Here is a 16,710-nt window from a genome sequence, read left to right as displayed (position 1 = left end):
AGGATGCCGATTTGATTTTTATTGACTTCACCTTTGCCGTCACATAAAAAATCAGTACGCTCTCAAAAGCTTCTTACCTACTTCCCACTCTTGATTGCCTACTCTCTGCTTACACCAATTAGCCTAGTCATCAAATCGGATTGCTACACAGACAATTTTTTGTACTGCTAGTCTCCTGGTGGAAAAAAGTCTAGGATATCTGCTAATAATTTATGCTTAAAAATGCTTAAATTAAAATAAAAATCCAACTAAAGTTTAAAGATTTGATAAACCATCAGTAAAAACCACAAAAAAACTAGACATAAAGCTACAATATAGTTTAAACCACTGAAAGCATCAATAAAAACACCCAAGGAAATCTGTTGTTTTAATAATTCAAAAGTAGAGTACATCAACACTATGTTTTGAAATTGCATACATGAAATAATCTACTTACTGTTATGTGTTACCACAATACAGCACATATAAATCAATGGTGTATGTTGTCAGCATTTTGATATAAAATCTATCACTAACTGCATAGTATTAAGTCTTCTACTGATACTTGGTTAATGTTGCAACACGCTAAATGATTTGAAAATAGCTCTACAAATTTTATGAACAGATCATGCACATCCTGATTTATTCTTATAACTATTATCCAGAGCCAATAGGCATCGCACCTCTGATGACTGAACTGGCAGAGGGTTTGGTAAAAAAAGGTCATCAAGTGCGGGTAATTACAGGAATGCCAAACTACCCCCAACGGGAAATTTACGATGGATACAAGGGTAAATGGTATGTTACAGAACAAAAAAATGGGGTAACAATCCAGCGTAGTTACCTCAGAATTAAATCTAAACCAAATCTACTTGACAGACTGCTATTAGAATTAAGTTTTATATTTACTAGCTTGCCACAAGCCTTTAACGGCAAAAAACCGGATGTAATTCTCCTAACAGTACCACCATTACTAGTGTCATTACCTGCAACCTTACTGGGGTGGTTTTACAAATGTCCTGTAGTACTCAATGTACAAGACATTCTCCCCGAAGCTGCAGTCCGTGTGGGCTTAATGACTAATAAATTAATGATTCGGTTTTGTGAAATTATAGAAAAATTTGCCTATAAAAATGCGACAAAAATTAGCGTAATTGCTGATGGTTTCCGAGAAAATCTTATCAATAAAGGAGTCAATCCCAAAAAGATTGCCTGTATTCCTAATTGGGTTAATGTAGATTTTATTCGCCCTTTAACGAAGAACAATCCCTGGCGAACTACTCATCAATTAAACGGTAAATTTGTCGTGATGTACTCCGGTAACATCGCACTTACCCAAGGTTTAGAAACAGTCATCGCAGCAGCATCATACTTGCGCCACATTCCCGATATTAGTTTTGTCATTGTTGGCGAATCCACAGCTTTAGCCAGATTGCAGAAATACTGCTTATCCTGTGGAGCCGATAATGTATTACTTTTGCCATTGCAACCACGAGAACAATTGCCACAAATGTTAGCAACGGCAGATGTAGGATTGATTGTCCAAAAAAGTAACGTGATTGCCTTTAATATGCCTTCTAAGATCCCACTAGTATTAGCTTCTGGAAGGCCAGTTGTCGCCTCGGTTCCTGCTATTGGTACAGCAGCTAAAGTGATTGGCGCAAGTGGCGGTGGTTTAATTGTCGAGCCAGAATCACCAGAAGCCTTAGCCGCAGCAGTGCTGGAGATATATAATAATCCAGCATTAGCGACCAAGTTAGGTGATAAAGGTAGACAGTTTGCAGAAGAAAATTTTTCTTTTGAACAAGCAATAGATCAATATGAAAACTTATTTTTTGAGCTATTAGGTAAAACGTTGCCAAATTTAGCTCGTGTGACAAAATTGGTAGAGAAAAAATCTGTCAAAATTTAACATCTATATTAAACGTAAGATTGTTAGTTTAATTAGGTGCTGTCTGTAATTCCATGATTTTGATATTTGTCGGGCTTTTTTAGCAACTCATAGCGTATTCTATATTAAAATGGCATAACCTAATATCAAGATATTAGGACTAGCAGTAGGTTGGGTTGAGGCTTTGGGAAACCCAACACCAATAAGTAGTCGCACAAAATTAAATTCATTTGTGAAGAGAGGGAACAGGTTACAGGTTACAGGTTACAGGAAGACGATATGTGTAATTAATTTTGTTTAGGTACTTATCCATACTGATTTTTTCTTATCCTGTTACTTGTTACCTATTACCTATCTATCCAGCCAGATTTCTAAATACATCTACTGTCTGATATTTGATATTTTTAATTGTTAAACTAGCTAGGGACGAGAGGATTTGTAAATAACACAGATAAAAAATGCAATTAGCACCTCTGTTGCCTATTATCTATCGCTTACTCCAACCAACTTTCCCTAACTGCCTTTGGCATGGCGATCGCACATCGAAAGCGATCGCGCTTACCTTTGATGATGGCCCCCATCCCCAGTACACACCTCAAGTCTTAGAAGTTCTAGACCACTACAACATTACAGCCAGCTTCTTTTGGTTAGGTGCTTGTGTCAACCGTTCACCAGAAATTGCCAAAGCTATTAGCGATCGTGGTCACTGGATAGGCTTGCATGGTTACGATCATCGCTCTTTCCCTATGCTATCAGCAACAGCCCTGAAAGAAAGTTTAGAAAAAACCCAAATAGCCATCTACAATGCTTGTAATTTACTACCAGAAAAAGTGCGTGATGTCAGACCTCCTAATGGTTTGTTTACACCTAAAATTTTAGATTTATTTCAGCAATGGCAATATCGTCCAGTCATGTGGAGTGTCGTCCCAGAAGACTGGGTTAGGCCAGGGGTAATTAAGGTAGTCCAGCGAGTACAAAAGCAAGTACAAAACGGCTCACTAATTGTTTTACACGATGGTGTTTGTGGTGGACAAGATGTAGCTGCAACAATTAAAATACTCATCCCGCAACTACTACAACAAGGCTACAAATTTGTCACTATTGATGCTTTATGGCAGCAGTTATAGGTAATACTAATTTAATTGTGTTGCCAGAGTACCTGTTACCCATTTTCTTAGGTACTTTTCGCCTCTGGTTGTGCGCTTAATTCAGCTTCAGAACTATCGGCTGAAGCTGTTTCTTCAGTCCCCAAAATATCATGTATTTCATTCAAGGAAGTGGGTTGAGGTACAGACTCAGATAAAGATTGATTTGTGTACTCAATTAAGTCTTCTACTTGACAATTCAAAGCTTTGCAAAATCTAATTATTCTTTCAATATGGTCTGTCCCAGTGCGCCCACTTTCCCAGTTTTGGATAGTGCTTTCAGTTACACCGACAAGACGCGACAGTTCCAACTGCGTTAACCCTGCTTTCTCACGCAGCAAAGCAATTCTTGGTTTTGGCTTTTGTTTCACAGCTACAGCACTTTAAAATGTGATCCTACTTATAGTCGTAGATCCTAGCACCAAAGAAAACCTACACTATCAGATCACTTAAAAAATTTAGTTTGGTTTTTTTAATCTAAAAATAACATTCTGTTAAATTAATTCTACTTATATTAAAAATAACCTACTTCTGCAAAGCCAAGGTCATGAGTCATAGGTACTGGATAATCGGCAATAGGTTACATCTATGTGTACTGCGTTCTGGTAAAAATCAGATGAGATGCTGATATCTTGGATTTTACTGTAGTGAAAGATATCATTAGACACTAACTAATACAGAATAGGGGAAATAAGACTACGCTTTTCAACAGTTAAAAAACTAAGTATATAAATCTTTTGACTATTGACTTTGGTGTAGCTGTACTAGATATGATTAGTTGCTTGCAATTGAATTTCTAAATAAGCTCGTAACCACAAGTCAGAAAATGACCAAATACAAAACTGATTAGCAGCTTCGATAAAATCTTCTTGCTGATGAGTAATAATTGCATCTAATTTATAATGCCTAAGACATACTAGCTCTACAGCAGATTCAAAATCTTTCAGGGGTGAATAGCGGGCTTGTTGCAGTAGATTTTTGTCAACAGCACAGATTTGCATTTTCTGTTGCAACCAATCAGCTATCATCTCAGGAATTTGATGTTGTCCTAAACAGTAAGCGTAAGTAGAAATTTTTTGCAAGCCAACATTTGTCAGGTGAATTTGAATTGATGGATGTGATTTTTCTAGTAATTCTCTAACATCCTCTGTCAAATCAGTGCGATTCATCACAGCGTTTAAAATTAAATCAGCATCAACTAAAATTTTCAGCACCTTTAGTTTCCCTCATAAAATGAGCAATGTAGTACGAAAAGCTAGTAAAACTACATTTGCTTGCTATGCCTATAACTGCATTTTTGTCAATCAAGTAACTTGTTTACTTGCTAGCAGAGGCAAAACAACAATATGCGAAATTAAGTCCTATTTACATACAACTTGCAAAATCGTCATTTCGGTAAAAATCTAAAACTTAGAAACCACATATTAAGCCGAGACGACGATTAATCATAATTTCCAGTTCCCAATTTTAAGCTGGTGTTTTTACTCTGAGCAGAACAAAAAAACCGACTTTTTCAGAAGTCGGATATCTCAGCGTGTCAATTTCTACAAATCAAATCTGACTGCTATACTGACTACTAAAAATGTCACCATTACTCATTCATATTTCTGTATGTTGCCACTGCGGAAGGTGATATCCGATTAAGGTAGCGGAAAATCCAATATTTAAAGATTGTGTCTAAAATTACAGGGAAAGTAGCAATAAATAAGAAAATAAAGTCTCTATTTGCTGGGAGTCCCCAGTGACGAGATATACCTTCTAGAATTACCTCCCAACCGTGGGGAGAGTGAAAGCCGACAAAGACATCAGTAAACAAAATAATAATAAATGCCTTGGCACTGTCACTCAATCCATAGACGACATTATCAAAAAATTCTTTGATAACGGCGATAGAAGATTTGCTCACCAAAAGTAACCAAATGAATGCAGCAACAGAAAAAATATCAGCAAAAACATTTTTGATAGCATTAGAACTCTCCCCACGAAACTCTTTCGCTACTTCTTGAGCTTTTGCTTGCATCTTAGTTTCGATTTCTTCAGATGAAAGTGGTGGTGCATTACTAATCAGGTTTTCAAATTTGATTCTCTCTTCAAATCGTTGCAGTCGGACTAGGGCTTCTTCTTCCATTTCCGAGTTCAGAAAGATATTATCTGGCTGAGATACTTTCAAGTTTTCTACAATTGGTCCAACTATGAGTGCTTTGGATAATTGATGTGTTAAAAGAGGTATAATTATGAGTAATAATATAAATCTAATAGATATAATTGTTCTTTTTTGAGCTTGGCGGAAGTTGTTGACAACATCTTGTTCTGCATTGGGATCTAATTCAATTTGTAGACGGCCAATAGTGCTTAAAATTGAACGAGGGAGGATACCTGTTGTGTTGGCTTTCCCACGGGGTTTTTTATTGGGTTCTGTTTTCGATTTAGCTAATTGGGGTAAGGATGTGGGGGTGTAGATACGTTCAACTAGGCTGTTCTTGTTAGAGTTACTTGGTGAAGAATTATAGGTTAATGAGTTATTTGTAGATGTGACTGAATCAGGAGAAATAATTGGTGATTGTTGAACGATGGATGGTGAAATAGATTCACTGTCAACATCTGTATATTTTGAGATAATTTCATCGATAAATCTTAATTTTTCTAGAATTATGGCAGGGCTAGGATATTCTATACCGGCTTTATGAGCAGCTTTTTGATGAGATTCGTTAGAAAACCAACGACTAAATCGAAATTCAGTCAACCGCATTCTGGCTATTTTTAATTGTTTAGCCAAGTCAGAGGCAAAATAATCCATCACGCTGCTGCTATAAATGGCTGAATTAAAGTCGATTTTGCTACTATTAAAATGCTCATCTTCTATAGCTTTAATTTTCAATGCAGCCGTATAAGCTTCTTCTAAAGAACGTTCTGGAGTTCTTAAATACCATCGGTAAGCAGACAGGAGAAAAGGATAAATTTTTTGGTCAAACAGGGAATTTCTCATCGGAGGCAATTATCCAGAATTGTTGATTAATTGGTAGCCCTTAACCTTAAATTAACGCAAGAATTATAATAACAAATCTGTTAAGGAGCATTTTGTGGTTTCTCATTCTATTTGGGTTGTTGGTAGTAGTCGTAGTGGTAAGACGACTCGCTTGGTGGAATATTTTTGTGGTTGGTTACAAGATGAGAAACAAATTCATGAATTATTTTATACTAAAAGAGCTAATCTGAAAGCAACTACTTACACGCCTACTACTTTTGATATTCAACAAGCGAAACCAGGAGTTTTAGTTCTGGCTGCTAATGATGATAATCGGCGAGAATTAGGTGATAAAATTGTTACCAATACACAAGGTAAGTATCCAGTGCGGGTGAAAACTCCACTAGGTTTTTTTCAAGATGACGTTATCTTATTTTGGCCTTTGCTGATTCAATTGTTGAATTTAAAAGCACAATTTCCGGTAAGATTACGTCCAGAAACAGAGCAAGAACTAGCCACAAAACTCTGGCGATCGCAATTAGATGCAGAAATCTTACGACGTGTAGGGGTAAATGAGAATCGTCTAGTTAGGCGAATTTTAGACTTGATGCAGCTAGCGGCTTATAGTGGTACACCTTGCGAAGGTATTGCCGAGATTTTGCAATTGGGTTTACAAGATAATCCTGTGACTTTGGAACCCGAATTTTTAGCATCTTTATTACTAGATTGGCGAAATTGGTGCTTAGAGAGAGGATTACTCACCTATGGCATTATCACCGAACTCTACACTCAGCACTTATTAACTCATGAGAGTTACCAGCAGCATTTAGCTAACCGCTATCAAGCAGTGTTGGCAGATGATGTTGATGAATATCCGGGAGTCGTACGCCATTTATTTGAGTTGTTATTAGCTCAGGGTGCAGTTGGCGCTTTCAGTTACAATCCTGATGGTAGAGTGAGGTTGGGATTGGGAGCAGATCCTGATTATCTGGCAGGATTAGCTAGAGAGTGTCGAGTCGAGAACCTAGCAGAATTTGCACCAGATTCTCTAGCAGATAGACTGGCAACACCAATGGTGGAGTCTATCACTGAACCGATGCTGTTGTCGAGTTTACCCCTAAGTGTACAATCAATTCAAACCACATCCCGCGCCCAATTATTGCGGCAAACAGCAGAAGTCATTGCCAACGCCATCCAATCAGGAGAGGTAGCAGCAGAACAAGTAGCAATTATTGCCCCTGGTTTAGATGCGATCGCTCGTTATACACTAACAGAAATCCTTACCAAGCAAAATATCCCCGTTGAATCACTCAATGATCAACGTCCCCTGATTAGTTCGCCAGTAGTCAGAGCATTACTCACCTTGCTGGCGCTAGTCTATCCCGGTTTAGGACGCTTAGTAGATCGGGATGCTGTCGCAGAAATGCTAGTAGTTTTGAGCAAACAACCACAAACCCCAGAAACCCCCTCACCACTCTCCAGTAGAATTGACCCAGTTAGGGCAGGATTAATCGCTGATTACTGCTTCGTCCCTCATCCCGAACACCCCAACTTATTACCAGTGACAACCTTTGAACGTTGGGATCGCATTGGCTATGCAGCTACAACAGCCTATAGTGAAATATTACAATGGCTAGAAAAACAGCGATCGCAACACGAACTACGTCTCATTCCCAGCCCTATTTCCCTCCTAGATAGAGCGATTCAAGACTTCTTGTGGAAAGGCAGCAACCTCCCTTACGATCAATTAGCCGCATTGCGAGAATTACTAGAAACTGCCCAGCATTATTGGGAAATTGACACAAGATTAAAACAAAGTTGGGGATTAGAAGACAAGGGGACAAGGGGACAAGAGGAGAGTACTTATATAGATTCTTTCTCCCCCTCTCCCCCTCCCATCACCGAATTTATCCAGCTTTTACGCCGGGGTACTATTACTGCTAACCCTTATCCCCTACGTCCCATTGGGACTGCGAGAAAAGCCGTCACCTTAGCAACTATCTTTCAATATCGTTCTAGTAGAAGATTTCATCGATGGCATTTTTGGTTAGATGCTGGTTCACCGTTGTGGGCAAAAGGTGGTGCAGCTACCTTATTCGGTGCGCCATTTTTCTTACAAAACAGATTGGGAAAACCTTGGACAGCAGAAGATGAAAAATTAGCCGAACAAGAAAGACTCCAGAGAATTTTAGCTGACTTGCTATCTCGTGTATCAGGCAAAATTTATCTTTGTCACAGTGATTTGGCGGTGAGTGGACAAGAACAATTAGGGCCTTTGTTACCTTTAGTTCATGCTTGTGTGCAATTGGAATAAGGAATGGGTTAATACCAACTCAAAATTCAAAATTAAGAAAGTGAGAATTGGTACAGGTTTCAAGATTTGCATTTGCATCATGTTTTTCATGAAATGGTATAAGAAGTGATTGAAGTAAATATGGATAGTCCAAGCTGATGTTGCAGCAGCTACGAAATTTAGAAAATGAATTTGAGCAGATTTGGATTCTTTGGCAGGTTTGTGCTTCGCTTATTAAAGATGGAAGGTAAAGGGTATGATAGACCATGATCGGCTGTTTAAAGAATTGCTTTCTACATTTTTTATTGAGTTTCTAGATTTATTTCTACCTCAAGTAGCTAGCCAAATAGACCGCGATTCTATTCAATTTTTACCCCAGGAAGTGTTTACTGATGTTACTTCTGGGGAAAAAAAAGAAATTGATTTGCTGGCGCAGGTGCGTTATCAAGAGCAGGAAACTTATTTTTTAATTCATGTTGAAAATCAGTCTTACACTAAGACAGCTTTTGCCAAACGGATGTTTAGGTATTTTGCCCGCTTGCATGAAAAATATGATTTACCAATTTACCCAGTTGTCATTTTTCTTTTGACGAACCCAAACGCGCTGAACCACAAAATTATCGTGTTACATTTCCCGATTTAAATGTGTTGGAATTTCAGTTTGCCGCGATTCAATTAAATCGCTTAAGTTGGCGAGATTTTATCACTCAGCCAAATCCAGTTGCCGCAGCATTGATGGCGAAGATGAATATTAAGAGGCAAGAACGTCCACAGGTAAAAGCTGAATGTTTGCGGTTGCTGACTACATTAAAATTAGATCCTGCCCGAATGCAATTGATTTCAGGGTTTGTGGATGTGTACCTGGAACTGAATGCTGCCGAGGAAGAAGCCTTTAAAGCCACAGCCGATAAAATGGGACTAACAAATGAGGAGGTATATATGGAAATGGTAACAAGTTGGGAACGAAAAGCTGCACAAAAAACCAGAGAAGAGATTGCATTAAATTTACTGCGAAGAGGAATGATTGTGGAAGACATCGCACAAATCACGGGTTTAAATATAGAACAAATACAGGAGTTACAATCGCAACTGTCTTCTAATCTCTCACAAGAAGTTCCGTAGTCCTCAGATCCGCAGATAATTACAAATATTTACGCCAGATTAGTGATTTATAGGCAACTCATCAAAGCGCGAGTATAAAAGAAACAATAAACACACAATACTCGTTAGATTAGCTGAGAACTAAACATGGCACATCGCTCGCGCAAGCCGAAGACAAAATCTTCTAGCGATAATGAACCTGATTTGCAGACTAAACCAGCCAGCCATACCAGAACTAGACGTAGGCGGAAACATCAACGTTCTTTGTCTTCAATTGTAGCGATCGCTATTTTACTCACTGGTGCTGGCTTAGTTCTCACTTTTACCTGGCTTAGTGTTCTGTTTATCTTGAATCCCGAACAAGTTATCTGGCTGAATAATTTTTTACCGGCATGGGCGCAAATTCCCCCTAGTCAAGGCGAACCCCCTCAAACTCTCTCACAAATCCAAGTCAACTTGAGTCAAAAACAACAAATCCCCGGCGACTCTCTCCCTTTAGATGATGAGGGTAAGTCATTTCTTTTACCAATCATGCGCCAGCGTCCCAACTGTGAAGCTGATTGTCGAGAAGTGGTAGAACTGAGAGTTTATCAATTAGAAAACTTAAAATATGAAGCACAACCAGAAAAATTTTATCGTTTAGCTAATAATCTACCGATAAGTGGCGTAGAGGAATCTTTGACTTTGGCTGATGATACCTCAGCACATCAAGATGTCAGCAACCTCCTACCTTTGAGCGAAGTTAAACGCTTTGAAACGAAGACATCAGCACCGGGAGTATGGTTTTATTTAAAAGGGCAGCGTCAACAAGAAAACCAAGTGCGGAACGCGATCGCCTACGGTCAAGTTATCTACTACAATCGAGAACGGACGAACCTGCAACCAATGTTGTCTTGGGCAAGCCCCAGTGGACACATACCGAAATGGCAACAGGTAACTGGTGATAGAACTCCAGAATTAATTATCGATCAAACAGTAGCTTTAGAACCACAGTTACAGGTTTATCAAGTCAAAGCTGTCAATTTATACCTTAACCCCATCCAACTAGAAGCCATCTCTCTCCAACCAACCAACTGGAAAGATCCTGGTTATGAAAATGCCTTGTTAATTGGTCGTAGTGGATTGTGGTCACCAGCTGAGGAATCGTTACAATTCATCAAACAACAGCGTCAAGGTCATCTACCACAAGCAGTGCAAGCTCAACTTGATCTGATTCACCTACACGCCCAACAAACCAAAGCCCAAGCCGAAAAAACATGGGCAAGTCCCAGTCAACAAGTCTTAGCCGAATTAATTGATGGGCGTTGGGAAAAAGCTTTACAGGTGTTTAATGCCTCACCTCAGAACGCTCAAGAAATTGCTGCTTTATTAAAAATAGATCAAGGTCGATTATGGCGGCGGATCGTAGCTGCTCTCAAAGTTAACCCTAATAGACAAGAAGTACAAGCTTGGGGAGCTTTGATTTTAACTGCCCAGCAAGGAGAAGCCAAGGCTAGTGCTTGGTTAAATGGGCAACCAAAAACCACCACAGCCACCCTAAACTACATCCAAGGTTTAATCAAACAACTCAACCCCGATATAGCGACAACTCAAGACAACCCCGAAGATTACAGTGGTAGCAACATTATTGAATCACCCGTCACTCCCAGCGAAGATGATTAATTTTGACAAAAATGGGAGGGAAATATTTTTTCCCCTCCCCATTTAAAATTTTTCTGAGAAATGTTAAATTAGTTTATACAGATTTTCACAAAATCTTTATCAAATCATTACAGCGATCGCCAAGTTTTTGAGTTAAAGATTCATCCCTTGGTTTCACAAAACTGACATAGTGTCAATAGGAAAGGCGATCGCCAACAAGCAAAGCTATTGTTCTTGAGTGGTGGTTGCTAAACGCTCATCTTTGAGATTTTGCAATTGTTGTAACAAAGAATCTATTTCTGCCTGCAAATCCATGAGTTTGGCTTGCTGGTCATTTTGGTAGTAGCACTTGCTCAGATTCCGAGCCAAGTCAGCTTGGCAGTTACGTTCCGAAACAGTAGATGTAGCAGTAGGCATCGTTAATAAAATTCCAAAACTCAACTCACACCTTTGGTAAATATTATAATAAAGCAACTTTAAGCTTTGTTAAATGATTGTATATTTTAAATCACTTACTTTAATATGTTACAGGTCGTCTCATAAGTGACGACGATGATTTGACCTATGTTCCAGACACAGACTTACTTTGATTAGTAATAATATGCTGATACATAAGCTACATTTATTCAAGTAAGCGTAAGTAACATAACACACTACACCAATGTCTAGTCCAGAGGTCGTAGGGGCGGGTTAAGTGAGATATTGGTGAATCATGTCAGAAACAGTAGAGACGTTGCATTGCAATGTCTCTACATAATTCATGTGTATCATGATTCACGTGAAATGGTATGAGAAATGCTGGTAGCCTCTGTTAACTAAAAATCTGTACCTCACTTAACTGAGAAACGCTACAAACTGATTTGCCTGTAAAATTTTTTGCTCTCCTGGCAGCAGAGGCAACGAAAAATCAAGGTTTTTCTCTCTTCTCCTGCAAGGAGAAGGGTTGAGGGTGAGGTGACAAAGGACTCGTCAAACTCACGCCATAGCCAAAAGTTCTACCTGAATCAACTGCTTAAACCTTAGATGTCGGCTTTAGAAATAGCCAAGCAACAAAGAATGTTGCTGCTGTAAATAGTTGCGTTAAATCTAAAGCTGAAAGATAGCCATCGGCGAAGGAAGCAATACTGCGGTCTGTAATGCCAAATACCCAAGAAGAGAGGCCAAACAACCAAATGCCATTCTTGAGATTACCCACGAATTCTTTAGAGTCTGACTGTTGTTGGTCTTTCATAATCTTCTGTTCTGCTGGTGAAAAATCTGGTGATTGTGGAAAACGCCTGCTATCTGAATTTTTTTGACTCCTGACGATGGATTTATACCTATATTAATAAATATTTAATTGACTTGACAGTACTACCAAAAGGTACATCTGCTTATCTTGACATTCCTGCTTTTGATTTATCGTCTTTTGTCACCTTGAAAGCTGAGATTGACGAACTTCTACATAAAGGGTGTGTTAGTTATTATGAAAAAATTTTATTTAGCTAGATGAATATTCATTTATATAAATTTTATTTATTACTCAAGATAGATGTATTGTTTATGAGGGCATCAACACAAACAAAAATATAGGAATTTTCATACCTATAGATACTTAAATGCTGGCAAAATCAAGCTTGAGATACTCCTCACACACAACGATAATTCAGTTAAATAAAGTCAAGAGGTAATGAATATATAGATAAATCAATGGCTGCAATCCAGTTAGTTCACCTGCTTAACACCGCACAGTTACAAACAAACGTTCCGCCAGAGTTAGGGCTGGTTTGCATTACATTTGATCAACAAGTCCGTTTTCGGACTATGACACGCACACGCTATTTAAAACTCTCTGTGGACGATCGCCAAACAGCCCTGAGAGAACTTTACCAGCATAACTTGCAGCGCTTGCATGATGCCTTGTCTTTTTGCCACAACAATAATATCCGCTTGTATCGCCTCTCCTCAGCCTTATTTCCCCTCAGTGATCTCGAAGACCAAATCGGGACAAACATACTAACAGAAATGAGTGCTGATTTAAGTAAGATAGGAGAGCGATCGCAATCCCTCAATATCAGAATCGTACTACACCCAGATCAATATGTAGTCCTCAGTTCTGACTCGGCCGAAGTAGTGCAAAATAGTATCAAAATTTTAGAACGACACGCCCTTACCCTTGATTTACTCGGCTTGCCTCGTTCACCTTGGTCATTGATGAATATTCATGGTGGCAAATCTCAACGCAGCCAACAATTAATTTCTGTGATCTCTGATTTGCCAGCAGCTATCAGGAATCGTCTCACACTAGAAAACGACGAATACGCCTACAGTGCCGAGGAAATTTTCACAGTCTGCCAACAGGCTAATATACCAATGGTTTTCGATGCCCATCATCATATTTGTCATGAAAATCTAGACAGCTATGATCATCCCAGTGTTGCAGCTATGTTTCATGCAGCACAAACAACTTGGGAAAAACCAGAATGGCAACTAGTCCATATTTCCAACGGCGAACAAGCATTTAACGACAGAAAACACAGTAATTTAATTACTGATATGCCCAGTGTTTACTATCAAGCACCGTGGATAGAAGTTGAAGCCAAACAAAAAGAAGTAGCGATCGCCCATTTGCGCTCATGGTGGCTTATGGGACAATAGTTTCACGAAAAACATAATCTGTGCCTCTGCTTGAGATAATTGAGACTAAGCCAAAGCGCTGTTAAGTCGCTGAATCTTAAGAGCTAGAACGCTGATGATAAGAGGCTTATTTCATTTTTAATTTTGAATTTTGAATTGCTTATGGCGATCGCAATCGATTTCGGTACTAGTAACACAGTTATTACCCGTTGGAACCCAGTCACCCAACAACCCCAAACTCTCAATCTTCCTGGTTTATCAATTCAACAAAGCCTCAACCCTCCACTAATTCCCAGTTTGGTTTATGTGGAAGATGCCAACCAAGGTAAGGTGATTGTAGGGCAACAAGTGCGCGATCGCGGTCTTGATCTTAAAGGTGATACCCGCTTCTTCCGTAGCTTCAAACGAGGGATTGGGGCAGGTATCCAAGGTTTTCTTCCAGAAATAGATGGAAAACTGATGAGTTTTGAGCAAATTGGCCAATGGTTTCTCACGCGAGTCATTGAACAATTAGCACCGCTAGAAGGTGGCTTGGACTCACTCATCTTAACCGTACCTGTTGATAGCTTTGAAAATTATCGCTACTGGTTGGGTAAAGTTTGTCAAGCACTCCCCGTTGAACAAGTGCGGATGTTAGATGAACCTACAGCCGCAGCTTTAGGATACGGTTTAGCTGAAGAAGAAATTCTCTTAGTAATTGACTTTGGTGGTGGAACATTAGATTTATCTCTTGTGCAGTTAAATAAAAGTACTCAAGCAAACAGTAAACCTGTAGGATTCTTGCTGAAATGGGGCAGTAAATCACTGGCGGAAGATTCCAAACAAAAAGTTAAAACTGCCCGTGTATTGGCAAAAGCTGGGCAGAATTTAGGCGGTACAGATATTGATAATTGGTTAGTAGATTACTTTACCAAAACCCAAGGACTAGCGATCAGTCCTATCATCACCAGACTTGCAGAACGGATAAAAATTCAACTCTCTACTCAAACCCAAGCCAGTGAAGTGTATTTTGATGATGAAAATTTTGACAGCTATGAACTAGAGTTAACCCGTGATCATTTAGAACAAATCCTCAAAGAACATGGATTTTTTGAGCAACTAGATGAGTCGATGTCTAATTTACTGCAACAAGCACGCCGCCAAGGGATAGAAATTGCTGATATTAACGCCGTTTTATTAGTAGGTGGAACTGTGCAACTACCCGCAGTGCAAACATGGGTAAAACAATATTTTACACCAGAGAAAATTCGCTCTGATCGCCCATTTGAAGCGATCGCTCAAGGTGCATTGCAACTATCTCAAGGGGTGGAAATCAAAGACTTTCTTTACCATAGCTACGGTGTGCGCTATTGGGATCGACGCAACCAACGCCATAGTTGGCATCCCATTATTCGGGAAGGACAACCATATCCCATGAATCAGCCAGTAGAATTAGTTCTGGGTGCTTCTTTAGAGAATCAACCCAGCATTGAGTTAATTTTAGGGGAATTAGGCGCACAAACAGGCGGCACAGAAGTTTATTTTGATGGCGATCGCTTAATTACACGCCGCCTGGAAACTGGAGTCACCAGCGTTAAACCCTTAAATGATACAGCAGGTGCGAGAACTATAGCCCAACTCACACCACCAGGATATCCAGGAAGCGATCGTATTAAAATCTTATTTCAAGTCGATGAGCAACGCTTTTTACGCATCACCGTTGAAGATTTGTTAACCAATGATACTTTGTTGGAGAATCAACTCGTAGCCCAGTTGAGTTAAAAGTATTCCATTATCCTTGAGTCTCACGGGCCTTGCGTAATTTCTCCTCCAGTCTTGTCATCACCACTTCACCATCTACTACGTCTCCACGTTCGATAGAAGCCAATCCAGCCGCTATTTTTTTCTTAATATCTTCTTCCCATTCGTGATAACCCTTCTCCCATTCCTCCAGCAGTTTTAACGCTTTAACAATGACATCTTCAGCATTTTCATACCTACCTGTAGCAATTCTGGTTTGTATAAATTGCTCATATTCAGCTTGAAGTTGGATATTCATGTTCTTTATCCCTAGTTAATTAAGACGTTACCCAGGCACATCTTATTGTGACACTTGGGAGTGCGGAAGGTGAGATGTAGGGGAATCTAAGACTGCACCCTACACACTAGTTTTGGTCAATTAGCTAAATTGGTAAACGATTAATATCCTTATTACAACCGATAACTACCATTGCTGTACCACGTTCTAAACGTTTGGTGGGTTCAGGATTAATTTGAAATTTACCATCATGGCTGACAGCTAACAAATTCAGACCATAACGGTTGCGTAATTGTAGTTCAGCGATCGTTTTGCCATGAAATTCATCAGGTACGATTAACTCAACAATACTATTATCTGGGTCGAGGTCAAATCTATCTAAAATAGATGGTTTAGTCAGTGTTCGTGCTAGCGCACAACCGGCTTCATATTCAGGAAAAACAACATGATCTGCCCCTACTCGCTTCAATAACTTTTGATGAACTTCACTAGAAGCTTTAGCGACCACATGAGGTACACCACCTTCTTTCACATTCAAAGTAGTAATAATGCTTTCTTGGACATAATTACCAATGGCAATAATTACCGTATCAAATTCAAAGATTCCTGCTTCCTTGAGTGCAGCAGCTTCGGTTGAGTCTAATTGCAAAGCATGACCAACTATTTCTTCTGTTAACGCTACTGATACTCGTTTTTCATCAATATCAGTTCCGAGGACTTGGTAGCCTAACTTATGTAAGGTATAACAGACTGAACGACCAAAACGACCTAAACCAATGACAGCAAATTGCTGATTATCTTTTCGTAAACTGCGAAAAAAACCTAATGATGACAAATTCACAGTCAAAATCCTTATATTTATTCTTCGTATTTAAAGCAAAAAAGCTTTAGACTGAGTTAGTTAAAAGTTTTATTTTTTGCTATTAATTAAAATTTTATCAGTAGTCATTGGTCATTAGTCATTGGTCAGGTGACTAAAAATATGTACCTCACTTAACTGAGAAACGCTCTAGTTATTGGGGGAAAAGTGACATTAATATTGATGATTGTAGGTGCAGCAGT

The 16,710-nt window shown here is 39.1% G+C and carries 15 protein-coding genes; 8 read left to right on the top strand and 7 right to left on the bottom strand.

Annotated features, from left to right (window positions below; all coding sequences use genetic code 11):
- The first annotated feature begins 607 nt into the window (after positions 1–607).
- Together FD725_RS07810 and FD725_RS07805 are read left to right on the top strand one after the other, a co-directional pair.
- The gene (locus FD725_RS07810; RefSeq protein WP_179047597.1) at positions 608–1,891 is read left to right on the top strand and encodes a glycosyltransferase family 4 protein; all 1,284 of its coding nucleotides are present in this window, start codon (positions 608–610) and stop codon (positions 1,889–1,891) included.
- Positions 1,892–2,328: 437 nt separating this feature from the next.
- A complete protein-coding gene (locus FD725_RS07805; protein ID WP_179047596.1) occupies positions 2,329–2,997 on the top strand; it encodes a polysaccharide deacetylase family protein in 669 nt (222 codons plus the stop codon).
- A 47-nt stretch (positions 2,998–3,044) separates the two neighbouring features.
- Here the strand turns inward: FD725_RS07805 and FD725_RS07800 are convergent, their stop codons facing one another.
- The 3 genes from FD725_RS07800 to FD725_RS07790 form a co-directional block, all read right to left on the bottom strand.
- The gene (locus FD725_RS07800; RefSeq protein WP_179047595.1) at positions 3,045–3,386 is read right to left on the bottom strand and encodes a helix-turn-helix transcriptional regulator; all 342 of its coding nucleotides are present in this window, start codon (positions 3,384–3,386) and stop codon (positions 3,045–3,047) included.
- A gap of 393 nt (positions 3,387–3,779) precedes the next feature.
- Positions 3,780–4,229, bottom strand: a complete 450-nt coding sequence (locus FD725_RS07795; protein ID WP_179047594.1) for a hypothetical protein — start codon at positions 4,227–4,229, stop codon at positions 3,780–3,782.
- Between the two features lie 377 nt (positions 4,230–4,606).
- Positions 4,607–6,010, bottom strand: coding sequence for a proton extrusion protein PcxA (locus FD725_RS07790; protein WP_179047593.1), 1,404 nt, complete (start codon positions 6,008–6,010; stop codon positions 4,607–4,609).
- Between the two features lie 85 nt (positions 6,011–6,095).
- Between FD725_RS07790 and FD725_RS07785 the strand changes: the two genes are divergently transcribed.
- The 4 genes from FD725_RS07785 (at position 6,096) to FD725_RS07775 (ending at position 11,036) form a co-directional block, all read left to right on the top strand.
- Positions 6,096–8,294 carry a recombinase family protein gene (locus tag FD725_RS07785; RefSeq protein ID WP_179047592.1) on the top strand — a complete coding sequence of 733 codons (2,199 nt, stop codon included), beginning with the start codon at positions 6,096–6,098 and terminating at the stop codon, positions 8,292–8,294.
- A 235-nt stretch (positions 8,295–8,529) separates the two neighbouring features.
- Complete coding sequence (locus tag FD725_RS32370) at positions 8,530–8,916, top strand: Rpn family recombination-promoting nuclease/putative transposase (RefSeq protein ID WP_256871871.1); 387 nt, start codon at positions 8,530–8,532, stop codon at positions 8,914–8,916.
- Between the two features lie 2 nt (positions 8,917–8,918).
- Positions 8,919–9,395 carry a hypothetical protein gene (locus FD725_RS32365; protein ID WP_256871870.1) on the top strand — a complete coding sequence of 159 codons (477 nt, stop codon included), beginning with the start codon at positions 8,919–8,921 and terminating at the stop codon, positions 9,393–9,395.
- Between the two features lie 126 nt (positions 9,396–9,521).
- Complete coding sequence (locus FD725_RS07775; RefSeq protein WP_179047591.1) at positions 9,522–11,036, top strand: hypothetical protein; 1,515 nt, start codon at positions 9,522–9,524, stop codon at positions 11,034–11,036.
- Positions 11,037–11,240: 204 nt separating this feature from the next.
- Here FD725_RS07775 and FD725_RS07770 read toward each other — a convergent pair whose 3' ends face one another.
- Together FD725_RS07770 and FD725_RS07765 are read right to left on the bottom strand one after the other, a co-directional pair.
- Positions 11,241–11,432: a hypothetical protein gene (locus FD725_RS07770; RefSeq protein ID WP_179047590.1), complete on the bottom strand. Its 192-nt coding sequence runs from the start codon at positions 11,430–11,432 to the stop codon at positions 11,241–11,243.
- Between the two features lie 595 nt (positions 11,433–12,027).
- Positions 12,028–12,246 carry a hypothetical protein gene (locus FD725_RS07765; protein ID WP_010995434.1) on the bottom strand — a complete coding sequence of 73 codons (219 nt, stop codon included), beginning with the start codon at positions 12,244–12,246 and terminating at the stop codon, positions 12,028–12,030.
- Positions 12,247–12,704: 458 nt separating this feature from the next.
- Here FD725_RS07765 and uvsE point away from each other — a divergent pair, with 458 nt between their 5' ends.
- A complete protein-coding gene (uvsE, locus tag FD725_RS07760) occupies positions 12,705–13,652 on the top strand; it encodes a UV DNA damage repair endonuclease UvsE (RefSeq protein ID WP_179047589.1) in 948 nt (315 codons plus the stop codon).
- A gap of 141 nt (positions 13,653–13,793) precedes the next feature.
- On the top strand, positions 13,794–15,392 hold the full coding sequence (locus FD725_RS07755; protein WP_179047588.1) for an Hsp70 family protein: 1,599 nt from the start codon (positions 13,794–13,796) through the stop codon (positions 15,390–15,392).
- 10 nt (positions 15,393–15,402) lie between these two features.
- On the opposite strand, the gene FD725_RS07750 is transcribed toward FD725_RS07755, so the two are convergent.
- Positions 15,403–15,669, bottom strand: coding sequence for a type II toxin-antitoxin system ParD family antitoxin (locus FD725_RS07750; protein WP_179047587.1), 267 nt, complete (start codon positions 15,667–15,669; stop codon positions 15,403–15,405).
- Positions 15,670–15,793: 124 nt separating this feature from the next.
- On the bottom strand, positions 15,794–16,489 hold the full coding sequence (locus FD725_RS07745) for a TrkA family potassium uptake protein (protein WP_179047586.1): 696 nt from the start codon (positions 16,487–16,489) through the stop codon (positions 15,794–15,796).
- Between the last annotated feature and the right edge of the window lie 221 nt (positions 16,490–16,710).

Origin of the sequence: Nostoc sp. TCL26-01 (genome assembly GCF_013393945.1) — a bacterium.
Classification (GTDB): Bacteria; Cyanobacteriota; Cyanobacteriia; order Cyanobacteriales; family Nostocaceae; genus Trichormus.
Note: the sequence above shows the minus strand (reverse complement) of the source record. Positions and strands in the feature narration are given on the sequence as shown.